The organism is Pedobacter sp. 22226, from assembly GCF_052045455.1.
Lineage (GTDB): Bacteria > Bacteroidota > Bacteroidia > Sphingobacteriales > Sphingobacteriaceae > Pedobacter > Pedobacter jeongneungensis.
On the sequence record NZ_JBQEPB010000005.1, the window covers coordinates 475,762 to 497,418 of the forward strand.

18 protein-coding genes are annotated in these 21,657 nt (G+C 39.5%); 7 read left to right on the forward strand and 11 right to left on the reverse strand.

All coding sequences use genetic code 11. The annotated features are described in order from the left end of the window. The first annotated feature begins 226 nt into the window (after positions 1-226). Positions 227-1,417, forward strand: coding sequence for a glycine C-acetyltransferase (gene kbl / locus ACTJKC_RS14170; protein WP_344853013.1), 1,191 nt, complete (start codon positions 227-229; stop codon positions 1,415-1,417). Between the two features lie 75 nt (positions 1,418-1,492). On the opposite strand, the gene ACTJKC_RS14175 is transcribed toward kbl, so the two are convergent. Further along, a complete protein-coding gene (locus ACTJKC_RS14175; RefSeq protein ID WP_440792816.1) occupies positions 1,493-1,885 on the reverse strand; it encodes a hypothetical protein in 393 nt (130 codons plus the stop codon). A 342-nt stretch (positions 1,886-2,227) separates the two neighbouring features. Here ACTJKC_RS14175 and pheS point away from each other — a divergent pair, with 342 nt between their 5' ends. Genes pheS through ACTJKC_RS14190 form a run of 3 tightly spaced genes read left to right on the forward strand, consistent with a single transcriptional unit; the run spans position 2,228 to position 4,255 of the window. After that, positions 2,228-3,268, forward strand: a complete 1,041-nt coding sequence (gene pheS, locus ACTJKC_RS14180) for a phenylalanine--tRNA ligase subunit alpha (protein ID WP_440792818.1) — start codon at positions 2,228-2,230, stop codon at positions 3,266-3,268. Further along, positions 3,268-3,678, forward strand: coding sequence for a hypothetical protein (locus ACTJKC_RS14185; protein WP_344853016.1), 411 nt, complete (start codon positions 3,268-3,270; stop codon positions 3,676-3,678). The genes pheS and ACTJKC_RS14185 overlap by 1 nt, the downstream gene beginning before the upstream one ends. 1 nt (position 3,679) lies before the next feature. Then, a complete protein-coding gene (locus ACTJKC_RS14190) occupies positions 3,680-4,255 on the forward strand; it encodes a TetR/AcrR family transcriptional regulator (RefSeq protein WP_025145723.1) in 576 nt (191 codons plus the stop codon). A gap of 163 nt (positions 4,256-4,418) precedes the next feature. On the opposite strand, the gene ACTJKC_RS14195 is transcribed toward ACTJKC_RS14190, so the two are convergent. From ACTJKC_RS14195 to carA, 5 genes are all read right to left on the reverse strand, one after another. After that, a complete protein-coding gene (locus tag ACTJKC_RS14195; protein WP_440792820.1) occupies positions 4,419-5,102 on the reverse strand; it encodes an XAC2610-related protein in 684 nt (227 codons plus the stop codon). A gap of 55 nt (positions 5,103-5,157) precedes the next feature. After that, entirely contained in the window at positions 5,158-6,114 is a 957-nt protein-coding gene (locus ACTJKC_RS14200) for a Fic family protein (RefSeq protein ID WP_440792822.1), read from the reverse strand. A 116-nt stretch (positions 6,115-6,230) separates the two neighbouring features. Further along, complete coding sequence (locus ACTJKC_RS14205) at positions 6,231-7,307, reverse strand: ABC transporter permease (RefSeq protein WP_440792824.1); 1,077 nt, start codon at positions 7,305-7,307, stop codon at positions 6,231-6,233. A 175-nt stretch (positions 7,308-7,482) separates the two neighbouring features. Further along, a complete protein-coding gene (locus ACTJKC_RS14210) occupies positions 7,483-8,247 on the reverse strand; it encodes an ABC transporter ATP-binding protein (protein ID WP_440792826.1) in 765 nt (254 codons plus the stop codon). A 335-nt stretch (positions 8,248-8,582) separates the two neighbouring features. Next, a complete protein-coding gene (gene carA / locus ACTJKC_RS14215; RefSeq protein ID WP_440792828.1) occupies positions 8,583-9,695 on the reverse strand; it encodes a glutamine-hydrolyzing carbamoyl-phosphate synthase small subunit in 1,113 nt (370 codons plus the stop codon). Between the two features lie 334 nt (positions 9,696-10,029). Here carA and panB point away from each other — a divergent pair, with 334 nt between their 5' ends. The 3 genes from panB to ACTJKC_RS14230 all read left to right on the forward strand — a co-directional run bounded on the left by panB (position 10,030) and on the right by ACTJKC_RS14230 (position 12,177). Next, positions 10,030-10,845, forward strand: a complete 816-nt coding sequence (gene panB, locus ACTJKC_RS14220) for a 3-methyl-2-oxobutanoate hydroxymethyltransferase (protein ID WP_344853022.1) — start codon at positions 10,030-10,032, stop codon at positions 10,843-10,845. Between the two features lie 103 nt (positions 10,846-10,948). Beyond that, complete coding sequence (locus ACTJKC_RS14225; protein WP_108198402.1) at positions 10,949-11,635, forward strand: RluA family pseudouridine synthase; 687 nt, start codon at positions 10,949-10,951, stop codon at positions 11,633-11,635. 113 nt (positions 11,636-11,748) lie between these two features. Next, positions 11,749-12,177 carry a hypothetical protein gene (locus ACTJKC_RS14230; protein ID WP_440792831.1) on the forward strand — a complete coding sequence of 143 codons (429 nt, stop codon included), beginning with the start codon at positions 11,749-11,751 and terminating at the stop codon, positions 12,175-12,177. Between the two features lie 169 nt (positions 12,178-12,346). Here the strand turns inward: ACTJKC_RS14230 and ACTJKC_RS14235 are convergent, their stop codons facing one another. From ACTJKC_RS14235 to ACTJKC_RS14255, 5 genes are all read right to left on the reverse strand, one after another. Then, entirely contained in the window at positions 12,347-12,820 is a 474-nt protein-coding gene (locus ACTJKC_RS14235) for a hypothetical protein (protein WP_440792833.1), read from the reverse strand. A 365-nt stretch (positions 12,821-13,185) separates the two neighbouring features. Further along, entirely contained in the window at positions 13,186-14,634 is a 1,449-nt protein-coding gene (locus ACTJKC_RS14240) for a glycoside hydrolase family 30 protein (protein WP_440792835.1), read from the reverse strand. A 120-nt stretch (positions 14,635-14,754) separates the two neighbouring features. Then, the gene (locus tag ACTJKC_RS14245; protein WP_440792837.1) at positions 14,755-17,061 is read right to left on the reverse strand and encodes a glycoside hydrolase family 3 N-terminal domain-containing protein; all 2,307 of its coding nucleotides are present in this window, start codon (positions 17,059-17,061) and stop codon (positions 14,755-14,757) included. Between the two features lie 55 nt (positions 17,062-17,116). Next, entirely contained in the window at positions 17,117-18,532 is a 1,416-nt protein-coding gene (locus tag ACTJKC_RS14250) for a RagB/SusD family nutrient uptake outer membrane protein (RefSeq protein WP_440792839.1), read from the reverse strand. 11 nt (positions 18,533-18,543) lie between these two features. Next, positions 18,544-21,456 carry a SusC/RagA family TonB-linked outer membrane protein gene (locus ACTJKC_RS14255; RefSeq protein WP_440792841.1) on the reverse strand — a complete coding sequence of 971 codons (2,913 nt, stop codon included), beginning with the start codon at positions 21,454-21,456 and terminating at the stop codon, positions 18,544-18,546. Between the last annotated feature and the right edge of the window lie 201 nt (positions 21,457-21,657).

Sequence of the window (21,657 nt, forward strand, 5' to 3'; positions counted from 1 at the left end):
ATATCGAATAACTTTTAACACTATACATATAGCGAGGTGTTAAAGTTTGTTAACGATGAAAAAAAATAATAAATGCACCGGATTTTAACAAAAATAAAAGCCGTGCTAACGATTGCCGGATCAATCAAACGTTTGTTTGGTAAATATGTTGTTAAAATTGCCTTTTTAGGTCAGAAAAGACTTTTTTTTATAACTTTGGACGTAAAATCAACCATATAAAAAGGCCATGTATAAAACATTACAACCAGTTCTTCAAAAAGAACTTGAAGAAATCGAAAACGCTGGATTATTTAAACGCGAAAGGATCATTATTACACCTCAGGGTGCCGACATTAAAGTAAGTGGTGGTACTGAAGTAACCAACTTTTGTGCAAATAACTATTTAGGACTCTCTTCTCACCCAAAAGTGATTGAGGCAGCTAAAAAAGCAATCGACGATCATGGCTATGGAATGTCTTCAGTACGCTTTATCTGTGGAACACAGGATGTACATAAAGAACTGGAAGCGAAAATCTCTAAATTTTTAGGTACGGAAGATACCATTTTATATGCAGCTGCATTTGATGCCAACGGAGGTGTTTTTGAACCCCTGTTCAATGCTGAAGATGCGATTATTTCAGATGAACTAAACCATGCATCTATTATCGACGGTGTGCGTTTATGTAAAGCGCAACGTTTCCGTTATAAAAATGCAGATATGGAAGACCTGGAAAAACAGTTGATTGCTGCAAAAGATTGCCGTCACCGCATTATCGTTACCGATGGTGCTTTCTCTATGGATGGCTCTGTTGCGCCCCTGGATAAAATTGCCGATCTGGCCGATAAATATGAAGCTTTGATCATGATTGATGAATCACACTGTACCGGTTTTATCGGTAAAAACGGTCGTGGAACACACGAACATTTTAACGTGATAGATCGTATCGATATCATCACCGGTACTTTGGGTAAAGCTTTAGGTGGTGCATCTGGTGGTTTTACTTCCGGAAAGAAAGAAATTATAGATATGTTGCGTCAGCGTTCACGTCCATATTTGTTCTCTAATACCCTCGCTCCGGCTATTGCAGGTGCATCAATCGCAGTATTGGATATGTTGAGCGAAACCACATCATTAAGGGATAAGTTAGAAAGCAATACCAAATATTTCCGCGAAAAAATGACGGCAGCCGGTTTTGATATCAAGCCAGGTTTTCACCCGATTGTGCCGGTAATGTTATATGATGCTAAAATTGCGCAACAATTTGCCGCTAAAATGTTAGAAGAAGGTATTTATGTAATTGGTTTCTTTTATCCGGTAGTGCCTCAGGGTAAAGCAAGGATCCGCGTACAGTTATCTGCCGGGCACGAGCAACATCACTTAGACAAAGCAATCGCCGCATTTACCAAAGTAGGTAAAGAATTAGGTGTAATTAAATAATCTTCAAAATGAAAAGGCCCGTAAATTTATTTACGGGCCTTTTTTGTATAATAATTTTTAATCTATAGCATTACGCTATCGCACCAGGTTAAAAATATTCCCATCCAAATAAGTGCTTACTTTACCGTTTTCGGCAGGTGCTTCCTTATCATCAATGGTTAATTTTTCTACCTTGCTTTTTGTGCTGTTCATTTGCAGTTTCAGTTCATAAGGTACATTATCTCCCAGTTTAAGGAAAAGAGTATTGTCTTTATTATTGGATACAGCTACAATTTCTTCTGAATATACCTGTGAAAATTTAAACTGATCGGAACCGTATGAAAATGGCGGACGTATAAAAAAGTTAATCTGTTTAGTGTTCCCGTTTGCTTCTTTATAATACAATTGTATCTTGTCTTTAGTAAATGCGCCAGTATTTTTAGTATCCAGTAAATCCTGATCTGCGGCATTTTTTATAACTAAACTCAAATAGGGGTAATTAATCGGAGAGCAGGCACATAGCCCACCTGAGTCGGTTATTTTTTTACAGCCAAAATTCACGATAAAGATCGCCACAAATGCAATTAGAAATTTTCTCATAAGTTTTATATGGTTTTTTCACATAAACGCGAAAAAGCCTGGTTCCGCTACAAATCTGTTAAAATAACCTGAAAAATCTTAACAAGGGTGTTTATCAAAGATCGTATTACTTTGACAGTTCTTCAGTTTTTGTTAATGCCAGTTCATTTTCTTGTAATAAATGCATTTCAGGAATGCTTTTGAACCCGGCACACCTAAAACTTTAATAAAATTTCCTGTATATTTGAAGCCATGTTACAGGACAAAATAACACAATATACCGAAAAAATTAATGCTTTCGTCACTGAAAAAGCAGACGAGTTAGAGCAATTCCGCATTAAATATTTAGGAAGCAAAGGCATTATTAAAGAGATTTTCGACGAATTTAAATCAGTTTCTGTTGAAGAAAAAAGATCGTTAGGTAAGGTTTTAAACGAATTTAAGCAACTTGCCGAATCAAAATACCAGACTTTAAAAGAATCTACCGAAAGCACAGATACCAAAAGTGAAAATTCAGAACTGGATTTAACTTTACCTGGCGAAGGTTTCGAGATTGGTTCACGTCATCCTCTGGCTTTAGTGCGCAGGGAAATTGTAGAGATTTTTGCCAAACTTGGTTTTACGGTGGCAGAAGGTCCTGAAATTGAAGACGACTGGCACAATTTCTCGGCTTTGAACTTCCCGGAGGAACATCCTGCAAGAGATATGCAGGATACTTTTTTCATTAAAAAAGGAGGCGAAAAAGGTGATATTGCGCTACGTACACATACTTCATCGGTACAGGTGCGTATGATGGAGCAGGGGCAGCCGCCATTCAGGGCAATTATGCCGGGCCGTGTTTACCGTAATGAGGCCATCTCTGCCAGGGCGCACTGCTTTTTCCACCAGGTAGAAGGTTTGTATGTTGATGAAAATGTTTCATTTGCTGATTTAAAGCAAACATTATTTTATTTTGTTCAGGAGTTGTACGGAGAAGGTACCAAAGTACGTTTCCGTCCTTCATATTTCCCTTTTACTGAGCCATCTGCAGAAATGGATATTTCTTGTACCATTTGTAAAGGTGCGGGCTGCCAGCTTTGTAAATACAGTGGCTGGGTTGAAATTTTAGGCTGTGGTATGGTAGATCCCAATGTCTTGGAAAACTGTGGCATCGACTCTAAAAAATACAGCGGTTTTGCATTTGGAATGGGGATTGAGCGTATTGCCAACCTGAAATATGTGATTAAAGATCTGCGTTTATTCTCTGAAAATGATGCGCGTTTCTTAAAGCAGTTTAAATCGGCCTTAATTTAATGATGAAATATTTATACAGCATATTATTTGTTCTGGTACTGGGCACAGGTTGCGGTAAAGAAGATGGTTATATTCCGGATGTACCGGTAAATTATAATGTTACTTTAACCGAATTTAGTATTAAAGCGGTAAATAATGTGCTGGTAGTGCCTAACAATGGTGTTGGTGGGTTGCTGATCGTAAAAACGCCACTTGGCACTTATGTAGCTTTTGATCGTTGCAGCACAGTAAATCCTGAGAAAATTTGTAAAGTAGCACCTGATGATAGCGGCGTAACCGCAACAGATCCTTGTTCTGGCGCAAAATTTTCTTTGTTAGATGGAAGTCCGCAAAAAGCACCTGCCGAAAAAAACTTAAAAGCGTACAACATTTCGTTGCAGGGCAACACACTATTACACGTAAGCAATTAAAATGGAAGCTGAAAAAATAAAAGAAACAGTAAAAAAGGCTGCCAAAGAATTATTTAGAAAATACGGTTATCATAAAACCAGCGTAAACGAAATTGCAAAAAAGGCACGTATTGCCAAAGCAACGATTTATAAATATTTTGAAAGCAAAGAGCAGGTATTAGACAGTATCCTGATGGATTACCTGGATCAGAACCTGCATGAGATTTTAAATAATAAGGTAAGTTACGCATCAGAAGAAGAGCATTTAAAAGCCCTGGTGATGAAAACCAGCCGTTTATCATTTACGGCCTGTAACGAATTTATCGGTTGGGATTTTGTACGCGAAAACGCCAACTCACAAGAGTTTTTAAAACATTTATCAGATCAGTTAGAAGCATTGTTATTGGCTGCTTACCTGCAATTGGATAACTTTAAGAATAACCCTGCCAGAAGAGAAGGATTGGCCTTCTTACTTAAAGCTAGTAAAAGCATTGTATTCTCTTTTGCGTTTACCTCGGTAAGTGATTCAGACGTACGTAAAAACTTTGTAAGCTTTCAGAAAGAGATATTGCCATTTTTGGTAAAAGCAGCGCTTTAAATAAAAATTCGTCATCCCGACTGAAGCGTCCCGAATATTCGGGAGAGAGATCTATCTCGAGATAGATTTTGCTTTGCAGAACACTTTGTGGTTCTCGGCTGCGTTGCACTCCGCTCGAAATGACGGTAATCAGTCTTGTGCATCTGAGTTAAAATAACCTGGGCTATTGATTATAATAATCTTTCATCTTAAATTTTTGCACGGTTCTTTTCATTTTGCCATCAACGAGTTTTTGGGTAATTACCGTAACATAATCGGCAATGCTCGAATCTTCAATTACCGACGAATCTTCGTATAATGCATTTTTACTACTGTATTTGTAATTGATCGTCTTATCAAAGCAACATCCGTCTTTTTGATGGATGGAAACTTGCTTAAGTTTTTTATCTACATCAAACATGCCGAGGTTTTCGCTGGCCAGTTTAGTTAGTTCATTATTTAAGGTAAATTTGTTTTCGGCTGCGGCTAAGTACACATCATAGGATGGACTCATGTAAGCACCTTTATTGCCATTTCTGATGGCGATATCCTCTAGTCCGTCAAAATTAAAATCGCCGAAAATTAAAGGCGTTTGGTATTTTCCGAGTTCAAGCCAGCCGAGTTTTGCATTCTGGGTTTCTGTTAAGCCGAATTCGAGATCATCCGAATGAAAAGTATCGATTTCCCGATCGTTTATTTTATCGTAGAGTATAACAGTAGCTTTTCCATCACAAGTTCCGTTTTCGCACTTATCTACAATAATTTTAGCCTTATATTGATTTGAACTGTTATTGGCGAGGAATTTAAACTGCGCTTTTGAAGTATTGGTAATCAATAGGATACTGCAAAAGATGATCAAATTTTTCATTAAATATTTTTCGGTAAAATTACGTCATTATCAAACCGCAAAAAGTTAAAAAAGGTTAACGTTTCCTTTTACGCGTTTGGATATAGCTTTTTACTGCAGATTTTGTGGTTAGCCAATCCCTGCCTTCTTTGTATGCATCTATTTTGCCCTGCCTCGCCAGTAAACTTACATACTCTTGCCCATAAGGCACATCTGGCTCCGAAACAATATGCGATATGGGTTCGTAATCGCCATAAGTGCTATTGGGTAGCGCATTTAAATAGATATTTAAAGAGCGCTCTACGGCCTGCAGCATAAGCAGGCAGAGCTTATGGTATTTACCTTTGTTAGCTTGATTAAGTGCCTCATAATACTTTTTTCTGTCGTTTTTGAGAATGATAGCAGGAGGAAAGCCCCTGCGCATGAGTAAAAGATTCATGGCAAGCCTTACCGTACGGCCGTTTCCATCGAAAAAAGGATGGATCCATACCAGTTTATGGTGAAAAATGGTTGACAATACAATATCATTTAAGCCCAACGGGTTATCATTTACAAATGTGATCAGTTGATCCAGCAGATCGGAAACCTTACTGGCATTTGGTGGTGTGAAATTTGCACCAACAATGCGCACGCCGCCATTTCTTAAACGGCCGGCGTAATCGTCTTCTATGCTCCGCAAAACCAAGCCATGTAATGATAAAATGTCGATGCTCCTTAGTGTATATTTATGATTTACCAGCGTATAAAGGTAATCGATTGCTTTTTCGTGGTTAAAGGCTTCGAAGTGTTCCCTTAACGATTTGCCTTTAACCGTGATGCCCTCCTGTAAAACCATCTGGGTTTCTTTTAGGCTTAGGGTGTTTCCTTCTATGCTGTTGGAATTGTACGTCCATTCGAGAGTAAGGTCTTCTTTGATGCGGTGTAGGGCGCTATTAGGCAAGGGCCTAGAGTTTTCTAACTTGGTCTTTTTATCGTACAACCTGCCTATTTGTTGTTGTAACTCTTCTAAATCGCTTAAATCAAAATCCCACATACCCAAATATAACAATTATCGGTTGAATATAAAAACTCTATTATCCGATATTAAAATTTTTCACAAAAAAAAAGATAACCAAACGGTTATCTTTTTAAAATCCTTTATGATGTTGATTATTCCCACTTAAATACCTTAACGGCTACGGCATAAATACCGATTCCCCATAATAAAAGGATCATAATCTGGAATTTAACATCCCATAAGCCCACACCTTCAAAAGCGACCTTACGCATGGCATCGTTTAAATAGGTGAGGGGTAAAGCCCTGCTGATGGGTTGCAGCCAACTCGGGAAAGCCTCGATGGAGAAAAAAGTGCCTGATAATAAAAACTGAGGCAAAGTAACAATATTCGATATGGGCGGTACCATACTCTCGTTTTTGGCAATGCCCGAAATAATAAACCCGAAGCCCATAAAAACAATAATACCCATTGTAGCCAATATGAGCATATTGACGACCGTGGCTGCCCCGTGCACGAGTGTAAAGCCAAAAAAGAAGTGACCGATTAAAATGATAAATAAAGCGCCTATTAAAGCAAAGCCAATACGGGCAATACCTTCGCCTATTACAATGCTCGAACGCCTTACCGGTGTAGCAAAAAAGCGTTTAATCACCAAAGTTTGGCGGAGACTTAAAAATACGAAAGCGGTTCCGAAAACGCCTGTACTCAAAAGTGAGAAACCCAGCTGTCCGGGTAGGATAAAATCAATGGTTTTATATTCGCGACCGGTTATGGTGCTTTCTTTTATCTCTGCAACCGTTGGTTTTAGTGTTTTATCGTAAAAGACATTGTTTAAAACCGATTTTAAAATGCCACCTTTATCACGCGATGCTGATGTATAGACCACATTAACTGAATAAGCTGCAGAATTTACTTTCCTATGTACATCGATCATGGCATCTACATTACCTTTTTCGAGTAGTTTATCAAAATCGGCTTTTGATTTATCCTTAACCAAACGGATCATGCCGGTTTTTTCAAGCATGCCCATAACCGGGTTATTTACATCAGAACCTGGTGTTACCCCAACATCGATATGCGTTCCGCCGCCACCTAAAAAGCCAAACACCAAGATAAAGATTAGCGGGAAAGCAAGTGTAAATACCACCGCCGAAGGACTCCGCATAATCGACCGGAAACTCGCTTTGGCAAGGGCCAGGGTTGCTTTAATGTTATTGTATTTTTTCATTTACTATTGATTAATAGTTGCAATATTTTATGTTCTTAAACCCGATTGAAGTGTAAATCCTTTTTGCTTAGTATAGTTTAATTGCTAAGCATGGTGTTTGCAAAAAGATTGTAACGAAAAGCGGGACTAACGCTGATTTTAGCACTGTCTTTGCTTTTCAAATACCCTTGAAAGCCTATTCTCTCCATTCTTGCCCTGTCAGGTTGATGAAAACATCTTCCAGGTTGGCTTTTTTAACCTCTTTTTTACGTTCAAAACCACTGTTTACCAATTTATCAATCAGATTATCCGGAGTATCCAGGGCGATGATCTGTCCGCGCTCTACAAAAGCAACGCGATCGCATAGCTGTTCGGCTTCATCCATATAGTGGGTGGTAATTACCACTGTTGTGCCTGCATCGCGGATTTCGGTAATCAGGTCCCAAAGATTTCTGCGGGCCTGCGGATCCAAACCTGTAGTAGGCTCATCAAGGAAAATGATTTTGGGTTGGTTAATCAGGGTAGTGGCGATTGAGAAACGTTGTTTCTGTCCACCAGAAAGTGCCTTGTATTTAGCTTTGGCTTTGTCCTGAAGGTTTACTTTCTCCAGCATTTCCATCGGTTTAATGTTGGCACCATATAAACCTGCAAAAAGTTCAATCAGTTCAATCAGGTTCAGGTTGGGGTAATAGCCAGCGGCCTGTAACTGCACACCGATAATCTGTTTAATATTGTGCGCCTGTTTATCTACCGAAAAGCCATCAACAATAATTTCGCCTGAGGTTTTGTCGCGCAGAGTTTCGATAATTTCAAGTGTTGTGGTTTTTCCGGCACCATTTGGACCAAGCAAACCAAAAATCTCGTTTTCATAAACTTCAAAACTAAGGCCCTGAACGGCCACAAAATCATCGTACTTTTTTACCAGGTTATTTACGCTGATAATGGCTTTCTTTATTTCCATACTGCGAATGTAAGGAGCTTTAAATGAATTGAAAATGAATTATTACCCGGATCGCTGAAAATGTCGGTAAAATGATGTTTTAAGCAGGCGAAAAATAGCTTATAAAAGAAATCTGCGGATTGTTGGCCGGTTTTGCCGCAAATCCGCAGATCTATTTTGTTGATTAGTTTATTGGGTTAACTGGTTAATCGTTTAAATTGGTTAACTGTTCTGCTCCGCAAAACTCCTAACTTCGTCACTGGTCATTAGTTTCTAGTCTTTAATCCTAAACCTTCCGCCTTCCAGCCATCTGCCTACCTTTGGTCTTTAGTCTTTAAGCTTTGGTCTTTTAAGGCCTACCAAACTAACTCGCCTTTCATTACCTCAACAAAATCGTCGAATAAGTAACGCGAATCGTGTGGGCCCGGAGAAGATTCAGGGTGATATTGAACTGAAAATGCTTTTTTACCTTTAACACGGATACCTTCGATTGATTTATCATTCAGGTTAACGTGTGTGATCTCTACTTTATCAGAGTTTCTCACTTCATCAGGAATTACCCCGAAACCATGATTCTGTGAAGTAACTTCGCAATGGTTTTTAATGATATTTTTAACGGGGTGGTTTAATCCGCGGTGACCGTTAAACATTTTCATGGTTCCGATACCGTTAGCTTCGGCCAATAACTGGTGACCTAAACAGATACCAAATAATGGTTTGTCTTCTGCGAGGATATCTTTTATGGTTTCTACCGCATAAGGCATTACCGATGGATCACCAGGACCGTTAGAAATGAAATAACCATCTGGACTGAATTTTTCCATTTCGGCGAAAGTAGTTTTAGCCGGGAAAACCTGCACGTAGATATCGCGGTTTTCGAAACTGCGTAAAATATTTTTCTTGATCCCCAAATCTAAAGCCGCAACTTTTAAGCTTGCTTCAGGGTTGCCATAAAAATAAGGTTCTGTTGTACTTACTTTTGATGAAAGTTCTAAGCCTTCCATCGAAGGTACATCAGCCAGTTTTTGTTTTAATTCCTCTAGATCAGTAATCTCAGAAGAAATGATGGCGTTCATTGCGCCTTTATCCCTGATATGGCGAACCAGTGCGCGGGTATCGATATCGGAAATGGCAACTAAATTGTCGTTCTGGAAATAATCCTGGATAGATTCTGTTGCTTCTTTACGGCTATAAATAATGTTGTAATTTTTGCAGACTAAACCAGCAATTTTGATCGAACCTGATTCGATTTCATCTTTGTGGATACCATAATTACCAATATGCGCATTGGTGGTAACCATTATCTGTCCAAAATAACTTGGATCGGTAAAAATTTCCTGGTAACCTGTCATCCCGGTATTAAAACAAATTTCGCCGGTAGTGGTGCCAATTTTTCCGGCCGCTTTGCCGTAAAAAACTGTGCCATCGGCCAGTAATAAAATCGCAGGTAACTTGGTGTAGTTAGTCATGGTAATTACAATATGGATTTTGAATTAAAAAAGAGTTGAAAAAAGAATGGCTTTCGGCATTAAAGCCGTATTTGCAGGATGCAAAAAAAGATGAATATATCCCTTCCATTTCGGGGTACAAAGATAGGGTTTAAGATTGGAAATGTAAAGAGAAAAATAAAATAAGGTTTGGCAGAAAGACTAAAGCTAAAAGCAGAAAGACCAAAGCCGAAAGAAACGAAACCCCGTTTACATAAAAAATGATTTTAGTCTGAGATTGCTTTGGTCTTTTACCTTTGGTCTTTCGGCTTAATTAAAGAAAAAACAATACTTTTGGCAACACAAAACAAATCCCATGTCGGTACATAAAGAAATTAAGCGCATCACCACACACATTTTGCAGGAAATGAAACAGCGTGGTGAAAAAATATCCATGCTAACGGCCTACGATTATTCAATGGCAACCATTTTGGATGATGCAGGTTTAGACGTTTTACTGGTTGGCGATTCTGCTTCAAATGTAATGGCTGGTCACGAAACGACTTTGCCTATTACCCTCGATCAGATGATTTACCATGCTGCTTCTGTAATCAGGGCAGTTAAACGTGCTTTTGTGGTAGTTGATTTACCTTTTGGTTCTTACCAGGGAAATTCAAAAGAAGCTTTGAACTCTGCCATCAGGATCATGAAAGAATCGGGTGCACATGGTGTTAAATTAGAAGGTGGTGAAGAGATCATCGAATCCGTTCAGCGTATTATAACTGCTGGTATCCCTGTTATGGGGCATTTGGGACTAACACCTCAATCGATATATAAATTTGGAACCTATACCGTTCGCGCGAAGGAAGAAGAAGAAGCAAATAAATTAAAAACTGATGTACTTGCCTTGCAGGCAGCAGGTTGCTTTGCAATAGTTCTGGAAAAAATCCCGGCAGCTTTGGGTAAAGAAGTTACAGAAAGTTTGCATATTCCAACCATCGGTATTGGCGCAGGCCAGGCATGCGATGGACAGGTTTTGGTGGTAAATGATATGATCGGGCTAACCAAAGGATTTAAACCGCGCTTTTTACGTCAATACATTAATTTGTACGACGAAATTTTAGGCGCAGCACAATCTTACATCCGCGATGTGAAGGGAAATGATTTTCCTAATGAGAAAGAACAGTATTAACCCCAAACCCCTAAAGGGGCCTTTATTAGATGAGGTTAATATTTAAAAGAATAAATCAATATATAATTAAAATTAAGTCCCCCTTTAGGGGCGGAGGGGTTAAATGCCAATTACCGATAACGACATCCTTTTTGAAGATAATCATTTAATCGCCATTAATAAAAGGGCGGGTGATATTGTGCAGGTTGATGAAACCGGCGATGAGCCTTTGGATGAACAGGTAAAAAAATATATCGCTAAAAAATATAATAAGCCTAATGGTGCCTTTTTAGGGGTGGTACATCGTTTAGACCGGCCTGTTAGTGGCGTGATCTTATTCGCCAAAACCAGTAAGGCTTTGGAGCGGATGAATGCTGTTTTTAAAAACCGCGAGGTAAAGAAAACTTATTGGGCTGTGGTAAAGAACAAACCTGAAAAAGAATCGGCTACTTTAATCCACTGGCTGGTTAAAAACCCACAGAAAAACGTGGTTTCTTATTATAATACCGAAGTTACCGGAAGTCAGCGGGCAGAGCTATCTTATAAAGTAAAGGCTAAAGTGGGCGATTATTACCTGCTGGAAGTTGATCCTTTAACCGGACGCTCGCATCAGATCAGGGTTCAGCTTTCATCAATGGGCTGCCCGATTATGGGAGATAACAAATACGGTTATCCACGGGGGAGCAGAAAAGGTAGCATCTGTTTGCATGCCCGCCGGTTGCAGTTTATACATCCTGTTAAAAAGGAACCTGTAAATATTTTTGCCAAATTGCCTGTTGATGGTTTTTGGGAACGATTTGAGGATTTATAACATCACAATTTAATATAATTGAGATATCCGGTCATAATATTTAAATATTTGACCGGATTTTTTATGATTTGGCATCATATTTAGTCTGTTCAGGATTAAAAACCAAATTAATCATGAAAAACACCATCTTATCTGTAGCTGCAATAGGTTTGCTTACTACCTCGTTAGTTTCCTGCGATAGCACTACAAAAACAGAAACGACCAAAGATTCGAGCAATATTGCTGTAAATGGCGATACGGTTACTAAGGTAACCACCACTACTACCGAAACTGTTAAAACCGAAGTTCCAACTTTCTCAAGCGAAGAAGTAAATAAAGGCCTGGCTGAGTACAGCAAACTAAAAGATGAATATGTTGCTGCTGTAAAAAGCAAAAATGCAACAGAAATTAAAGCCATCAGCGATAAATATACCGCCTGGGCAAATCAGGCAACAGGCTGGGCTGCTAAGTTAGAGCCTGATGAAATACAAAAGTATTCTGATTATGTGCTGAAGCTAAGCGAAGAGTGGACACAGGCAGCGAAGGATGCGGTAGGGAAATAAAAAAATCGTCATCTCGACTGAAGCATAGCGAAGTCGAGAAATTTATCTGTGTTTTCCGTGAATCCCTGGCAAAAACTAAAGTGCTATCGATTTGCTAACAAAATTAGACCGTGGATTACAAATCCACAATTCGAAGGTCGGGATTGCAAATCCCGACCAACTTAGAAAATTATTTACAATCAATTTTACCAAAAGTCAGCGATCCATCAAACTTTAACTTGCTGATATCTTTGTATTTGGTTTCGCCTTTAATTTCCTTCACATCACCGAAACCTTCCACTAACTGATCACCTTTTTTTAAGAATGCAACTTCCCTCACTGAGGTTTGCCCTTCCGATTGGAAAGTATAATTCGCGATAATGGTGTCGCCTTTAACTACTCCGGCAATTGTACCTGCATTTTTATCTTTCTCGTATAAGTTATAGCCGAGTGTGCCTGTTACTTTATTATCTTCATTTTTGAGCGATAACGTAGCGGTATCCCGGTTTTTAATGTATTGATAACATTGAACCGAATCTGTTGCAGTTTCTGCATTGGTTACAATGGTAGAATCGATTTTAGCCTGTGTCTTTTTTGCGGTGCCGCCCTGGCATGCAGCCATGAATAAAGCAGCTACGCTTAATACTGGGATGATGTTTTTCATTTTCTTATCGGATTGATTTGCCTTTGTTAAGCAAAGGGCCTGCCAAAAAGAATTTGTTGTAACCCCACAGTGCCGTTATTTCTAGCGGAGTCGAGAAATTTATCTGTGTTTTCTGTGAATCCGTAGCAAAAACTAATGTGCTATCGGTATGCTAATAAAATTAGACTGTGGATTACAAATCCACAATTCGAAGGTCGGGATTGCAAATCCCGACCAACTTAGGGCATCTTTTCGCATGGTAGACCCTGAAATAAATTCAGGGTGACGATCGCATTAAGGAAATGAACTCATACTAACCAAATAGCCCATTAACCAGAAAGCCCCGTACGTACGGGGCTAACTTAACAATTAAACAAAAAAGATTTTTACCAAACGTAAGTACCCACCGCGCCTTTATCCAGGCTACTGGCTACGGTTTTACCGTTGTATTTAATATTGAATGCTGTTTCTGTACTGTTGTTATTGCACACAATCAATACATTTTTGCCATCAGGGGTTTTGAAAGCCACATTCTGGAGGTTATTTGTAATGTTTGAAGCAATGCGTACCGAACCTGGTTTTACAAACTTAGAAGCATGTGCAATGACATAATATGCCACGTTTCTGCTTACTGCCGGGGCAATGGTGATGGCACCCAAACAGGTGGTACAGCCACCTTTATCGGTATGTGGATTGTAGTTCGGATCGGCAGCTAAATTCCACTCTAACACATTACGGCTCCAGTTGCGGGTTGCGCCAACAATTAAAGTAGATACATGCCATTTTAAATCTTCGGCAAAATTGCCCGGTCCACCAACCCATTGTTCGGTAAAGTACACATTACGATCGGGGTGGGCGTTGTGTACCTGCGTAAGTGCAGTAATCGGGCCGGCATATAAGTGAAATGCAGAACCATCAACATATTTCTTCGTATCAGCATCGTTTAAAATGGTGATCGGATATTCGGGTTTATCAGCATTATGATCGTACACAATAATTTTTGTTTTAATGTCGCTGCTCTGAAATATCGGGCCTAAAGCAGTTTTAATAAAATCAGCCTGATCTAAAGCTGTCATATACATACTTGGGTTATTGCCCGGATGCAAGGGCTCATTTTGTGGTGTGATGGCATCGATTACAATACCTTCGGCTTTCATGGCCTGAATGTATTTTACCAGGTATTTGGCATAAGTTTGATAATATTCAGGTTTTAAACTTCCACCGATGAAACTTTTATTGGTTTTCATCCAGGTAGGGGCTGTCCATGGTGAGCCTAAAATTTTAATTGAAGGATTAATGGCTACGATCTTTTTTAATACAGGGATTAAATCTGCCTGTTCTTTAGCAATAGAGAATTTGGCTAAATTATCATCTGTTTCTCCGTCGGCGAGGTCGTTATAGGTAAAAGGATATGCGCTTAAATCAGATCCGCCAATACTGATCCTGAGGTAACTTACGGCAATGGCCTCGTCATTGCCCGAAAACAGCTCGTTTAATAGTTTATCCTGTGCCGCAGCAGGTAAAGCATTAATCAAACTTGCACTACCGCCTGTTAAAGTATAACCAAAACCATCAATGCTCTGGAAAGTGGTGGCCGGATCTACCTCAATAGTAGGATTGTTGTTGGTTGTGCTTGAAAAATTTAAGGCAACATTCTGCTTTTTTAACAATTGCGACTGATCGCCTTTGGTTAGCCAGAAAGTTACATCGGTTTTAACGGGTTCGTTAGACGTTGGTGGTGATGTATCGCCTCCGCTTGCCTTCGGACTTTTGCTGCAGGCACAGGCAACAATCAGGATGGCTATTGCAGTGCCCAGGTTGTAAACAGGTTTCATAATTATGGTTTTGGTTAGAGATTTCAGGGTATTTCGCATAGTATAAAATTGGTGAGATATTTAAAAGCATTGCCTATACTTTTTGGGTATAAACAATGCACCTGTAAAAACAGGATTGGTTTAATTTGTGTAATTAAAGTTTATCTTTTGGTCGCCGATCTGGATTCTGAATTCTCCAGCTTCGGTTACTTTTTTGCCCTCTACGTTTACAACGGCAATATCTTCGGGTTTTAAAGTGAAGGTTACTGTTTTGCTTTCGCCAGCTTTTAGGTCGATTTTTTCAAAACCCCTTAAACGTTTCACATCTGGTGTAATTACACTTGCAACCAGATCGGAAGTGAAAAGCAGTACACTTTCTTTGCCGGCCCGGTTTCCGGTATTGCTTACTTCAACAGAAATGCTTAAACTTTCACCAGCTTTTAGGGTATTGCTGCTTAATTTAAGGTTACTGTACTTAAAAGTGGTGTAACTTAAACCCTGACCGAAAACATATTGCGGGTTATAATCCGAATCGTAATTATAAACACCTTCTACAGTTTCGCGCGCCTCTGATGGTTTGTGGTAATAAGTAAATAAGGCATTTGGGAATTGTGGATAAGTATAAGGCAATTTACCTGATGGATTTACATCGCCGAATAAAATATCAACCAGCGCATCAGCACCGTAATTTCCCGGAAGGTAAGTTTGAACCACAGCACTCATGCTTTTTTCGAACTTGCTGATAATCCTCGGACGGCCTTCGTTCAATACCAGAATAACTGGTTTTCCGGTTGCGGCAATCTTTTTGGCCAGTTCAGTTTGCAGGTCAGAAAGGTACAGATCGCTTAAATTACCCGGCGATTCTGTATAAGTGTTTTCACCAAGGCACAATACCACTGCATCAGCATCTTTAGCGGCAGCAATGGTTTCATCCATTTTATCAGCAAAATCTTCAAAATACTTGCCGTTCATTTTATAACTTACCCCAGGTAGATATTTAATGTTATCGGCACCGTTTTTATTTTGCAAAGCTTCTAAAATGGTATTATAATCTTTTGCAAATTCTTCTACTTTTTCACCCTGCCAGCTATAGGTCCATGCGCCGTTTAACGTACGCATCGAGTTAGCATTGGGCCCGGTAACGAGCAATTTTATGCCTTTTTTTAATGGAAGGATATTATTGGTGTTTTTTAATAAAGTGATCGACTCGGCAGCAGTATTATAAGCTGCGGTTTGAAACTCTTTACTTGCAAATTTAGGGTAATCTTTAGGGTTGGTTGTTGGTTTTTCGAATAAACCGGTTGCAAATTTTACCAGTAAAATCCTGCGTACCGCATCGTCGATCCTTTCCTGTTTCACTTTTCCTTCTTTAACCAAAGCAATCAGGTTATCGCAGAATACTTCATAGTTATAGGCAATCATGCTCATATCTATTCCGGCATTAATGGCCAGCATAATCGCTTCTTTGTCGTCTTTAGCAATATGGTCTCTTTTAAAAAGATTTTCGATATCACCCCAATCAGTAACCACTAAACCTTTAAAGCCCAGTTCGTCTTTTAATAATTTGGTAACGATATTGTAGTTGGAGTGAACCGGGATGCCATTGATAATGCCAGAGTTGATCATTACGGTATGTGCGCCAGCCTCTACAGCGGCTTTAAATTGTGGTAAATGGTATTCTCTTAAAGCCTGGTCGGAAATAAAAGAAGGCGTTCTGTCTTTCCCGGTGGTTGGGGTCTGGTAGCCTAAAAAATGCTTTAATGAAGTGGCAACCTTATAAGGATTGGCCACATTATTATCATCTCCTTCATAACCTTTAACTGCTGCTTTCCCCATTTCGGTAACCACATACGGATCTTCTCCAAAACTTTCCCACTGGCGTGGAAAACGCGGGTCAGCACCTAAATCCAGGATAGGGGCGAAATTCCATGGAATAGAACTTGCACGGGTCTCGTAAGCGGTGATTGAAGCGCCGTTTTTAACCAGGCTACGGTTAAAGGTTGCCGCCTGACCAATCTGTTGAGGAAACATCGTTGCACCGGCGGTATAAGTTGCACCGTGTACTTCATCAACACCATAAATTACAGGGATTTTATTTTTACCTTTTTTAATGGCCACATCCTGGATTTCACTGATAATTTTATACCAAACCTGTGGGGTACGTGCCCTGTTATTGGACGTATTTAACACCGAACCCACATGGTATTGAATTAAAGCTTTATCCATAGCGGCTTTATCCAGGGTAAAAGGCTCGTCGCTTTCAAAACGGCTTTTGCCGGTTCCGATTACATCGAGGGTAATCTGTGCCATCTGGCCCACTTTTTCTTCGAGGGTCATTTTGCTTAATAAAGCCTCAATTTTGGCTTGGTTTGTATTTTTGATCTGGGCCTGGGCACTGAAAAGACTTCCCATTGCCAGGAGTGAGATCAAGGTTTTTTTTAACATCATAGAAATTAAGTTATAAAACAAAGGCGACCGTGGCCGCCTCTGTTTTTTATAGAAATTAACGTACGTTAGGATTTTTGTCTAATTCATCCTGCGGAATCGGGAAATATAATTTTGAAGCATTCAGGTTATAGTTCAGGTTTGCTCCTGTACCATCAACCTGTGCATTCATAACCGGAATTACCCTGTTTGTTCTTAATAAATCAAACCAACGGTGACCTTCGAACGCCAGTTCCAGGCGACGTTCGTTTTCGATTGCCAAACGCATGGATGCCTGATCTGCAGCAGGTGTAGCGCCCAAATTAACACGGCTACGGATCTGATTAACCAATGGGGCAGCAGTTGACCACCCCGAAGCACTTAACTCGTTTACAGCTTCTGCTTTTAATAAAATAATATCAGCCAATCTCAAAATATAGTTATCAGATTTATCATCTGCACGGTATTTATTGATGTATGGGTAATTGGCCTTTGACCAGTAAGAATCGCTCCAGCCTTCTGATACCACATTATTAAACTTGATGCTCGAAGCCTTGCGGATCGCGTCGCCTGCATCATCAAATGCTTTAGCTAAACTATTGGTAGGCGTGTTAAACCTTTTCCATCCTGTTCCAACCAATACACTCGGCATCCAGTTTCCGTGTAAACCTCCGTAACCATCGTATTGCATTTCCCAAATGGCTTCTGAATTGTTTTTGTGGTTAGAATCCCAAAGGAAATCGTAGTTTGCTATTAAAGAATAACCACCGCTGATTACCGCATCGCAATAAGTGTTAACTTTAGTCCAGTCAGGAGTTGGTTTACTGGCATATACTTTAGCCAAAAGTGCATTTGCCACGCCTTTAGTCATAATGCCTTTGGTAGGGCCGGCAACGCGTGCATTGGCTGCACCATACTCCAGGTCGGAAATAATCTGCGCATAAATGGCATCTACACTTGCTTTTGTAGGGTAGAATTCAGCATCGGTTGTAGGTACTTTAACCACTAACGGAACCGAACCCCATGTTCTCACTAAGTTGAAATACATGTAAGCCCTTAAAATGCTGGCTTCTGCAAGGATCTGTTTTCTGCGGTCGCCTGCATCAAGCTTGGCATCTACAATGTTCGGAACGTTTGTTAAAATTAAGTTACAGTTTTTAATATCACTGTACAAAGCATTCCAATCTCTTCCTACGTTGCCGTTTGTAGAGATTACCGTAAATAAATCCAGCTGGATGTTAGCCGGATTATCTCCGCCTGCATAAGCATTATCCGATCTTACATCACCATTCGTCATGTAATCCCAGATATGGAAATCGTTATACATCCCATCGTATGCACCCTGAATTAATTTCTCCGCTGCTGCTGCATCTGCAAAAGCTACATCAGGGCCTACCTGTGTAATGGGAGTTTGATCTAAGAAATCTTTTTTACAGCTGCTCAATGCCAAAGTAATGGTACCTGCTGCAATTAATGAATATATTTTAAGTTTCATTGTTGTCTGAATTAAAAGCCTACGTTAACACCAAATAAGAAAGTTCTCGATTGAGGATAAGTACCATAATCGATACCCATTGCCGGTCCGTTGGCCGAGTTTACGTTAACCTCCGGATCAAAACCTGTGTATTTTGTAAAGGTTAATAAGTTATAAGCAGAGGCATAAAGCATTACTTTGCTCATTTTAAGTTTACCCAGCGTTGCTGCACCAAAGTTGTACGATAATGTGGTGGTTTTTAAACGCAGGTAAGAACCATCTTCAACAAAACGACTAGAAGTTAAGGTGTTACTGGTATTATCTTTAATTGCTCTAGGAACATCAGTGATCTGTCCTGGTGTTGTCCATCTGTTTAACACCACGGCCGATTGATTTTTAGAATCGTTCATGCCTTCCAGTTCCATTCTCGACGCATTGAACATCTGGTTACCCTGAACACCCTGGAAAAGGAAGTTTAAACCAAAGTTGCCAAATGTAAAGGTGTTGTTAACGCCATAGGTGAATTTAGGTTGTGCCGAACCGATAAAAGTTCTGTCATCTGCATTAATTGTACCATCTCCATTTAAATCCTGGTAAACGATATTTCCTGTTTGAGGATCTACACCATTTGAAACATAGCCATAAAAACTACCCAATGGGCGACCAGTAACTACTCTGATAGCAGCATCACGCTCATAAATATCACCGAAATTAATTGAATTCACTTTATCACCTAAGCTGGTTACTTTATTGCGGTTTAAAGAGAAGTTAATGTCGGTTGTCCAGCTAAATTTATCTTTTACAAAGTTTTTTGTGGTTAAAACAAACTCTAAACCTTTATTTTCCATATCACCTACGTTTGAAGCGATACTGCCAAAACCGATTGAATTTGGTAAGGGCTGGTTAATTAAAAGGTCTTTTGTTTTCTTTAAATAAGCATCAGCAGTAAAAACCACGCGGCTGTTGAACATCGATAAATCTAAACCGATATTGGTTTGTGTAGTTTCTTCCCATTTTAAACCAGGGTTTGGTAATTGAGAAAATACATAAGAACCCTGTGTGGTTGGGGTGTATAATTCTAAGTACGAATAATCTCCAATACCCTCATCGTTACCTACTTTACCCCAGCTCGCCCTTAATTTTAAATCGTTGATTGATTTTACTTCCTTTAAGAAATTCTCACCAGAAATTCTCCACCCAACTGATGCTGAAGGGAAATAACCATATTTATTCTGCGGACCGAAACGTGATGAACCATCAGCCCTGAAGTTGGTGCTGAATAAATACTTACTGTCGTAAGCGTAAGTTAAACGGGCTAAATAAGAACGTTTAGACCAATCTGATGCAGTTGGCAGTTGCGGAGGAATTGAAGTACCATGATCTAAAAGCTGACCATTTGCACCGATAAAATTTTGCTCGTTATAGCTTAACTTGTAATATTTAGATTCTTGTAAAGTCATACCGCCTGTTGCAGTGAAAGCATTTTTACCCCAGTTTTTGGTATAGTTTAAAATGTTTTCGTTTAACCAGACATGGTCGGTACTGAAATTAGAATTGATAATTCCTTTTTGTGTTCTGCCATAATCTGTTGAATACGGATCTAAGAAATAAGAATATCTGTTATCGTTATTGTTTGTACTGATACTCGATTTGAAAGAGAAATCCTGTGTGAATTTAATTTCAGCAGCAAAAGCACCTAGAAAACGGAAGTTTCTGTTTCTGTTTCTTGCAGCGTTAGCATTGGCCACAGGGTTTTCTGATCCACCTTTGTAAGGGTTAAATGCATAAGTGCCATTAGCTGCATAAACGCCAATGGTAGGAGGGGTGGTTAGTGCCGATAAAATGGTTCCGCCTCTTGCTACGTTAGCATTATCGCTTACATCTATGGAGTTATTTTGAGTAATGGCCGCATTACCGGTTAATTTTAACCATTTGGTAATGTTTTGTGAACCATTAAAGTGGATGGTATATTTATCCAGTTTTGCAGGCGATACCACTCCTTTATCTTGTTGATATCCTGTTGATAATGAGTATTGTCCGCCTTTTACACCACCAGAAATAGATGCCTGATAGCTGTTCTGCGTTCCTGTGCCAAAAGTAAGGTCTTGCCAATCGGTATTCTCGTTACCTAAACCGTTGGTATCATAACCCAATTCTTTCATCAGGGCGATGTATTGGTCCCTGTTTAACACATCCTGTTTTTGCCAAAGGTTAGAAAAACCTGTAAATGCATTAAAGGTTGCGCGGATTTTATCAGACGATCCTTTTTTGGTGGTAATCAATATTACACCATTTGCACCACTCGATCCGTAAATCGCAGCGGCTGAGGCATCTTTTAAAATCGTTAAACTTTCAATATCGGTTGGGTTTAAGAAACTCGCATCACGTGAAGTTACCCCATCAATAACATACAGCGGACTGTTAGATGCATTGATTGAGGTATTACCGCGAATGGTAACCGATACGCCTGATCCTGGCTTTCCTGATTGTGAGGTAATCTGCACACCGGCAGCCTTACCCTGGATAGCCTGAAGCGGGTTGGTTACAGGCTGGTTCTCGATATCTTTAGATGATAACGATACTACGGCCGTGGTTAAATCTTTCTTGGTTGTGGTACCATACCCGATTACCACCACCTCATTTAACTGTTGGTTATCGTCAGATAAAGTAACGTTTACGGTTGTACGTCCACCCACCGCTTCTTCTATCGTTTTATAACCAATAAATGTAAATTCTAATGTTGAGTTTTGTGGAGCGCTGATTGTATATCCACCATTATCTCCGGTAGAAGCCCCCTGGTTAGTTCCTTTTACTTTTACAGATACGCCAGGCAATGGTAATCCCTGCTTATCTTTTACCAAACCTTTTACAGTAATATTCTGTGCCATACTCAGTGAGATACCGCATAGAATACACACCATAAGCAATGTAAACTTTTTTCTCATAATTTTGCTCATTGATAATATTATATGCGGTAAAGTTAACACCCAATTAATGTTAAATACAAGTTTTTTGAATGTTAAATTTTATGTAACTATCTGATATTTAGGTTTTTGTGATGATTTCGATACGCTTTAATACCGTTGTTGAAAAGGCCTTTTTAATGCTGATAATCAGCGTTTAAGTAGCTTAGACAAGTCGTATCC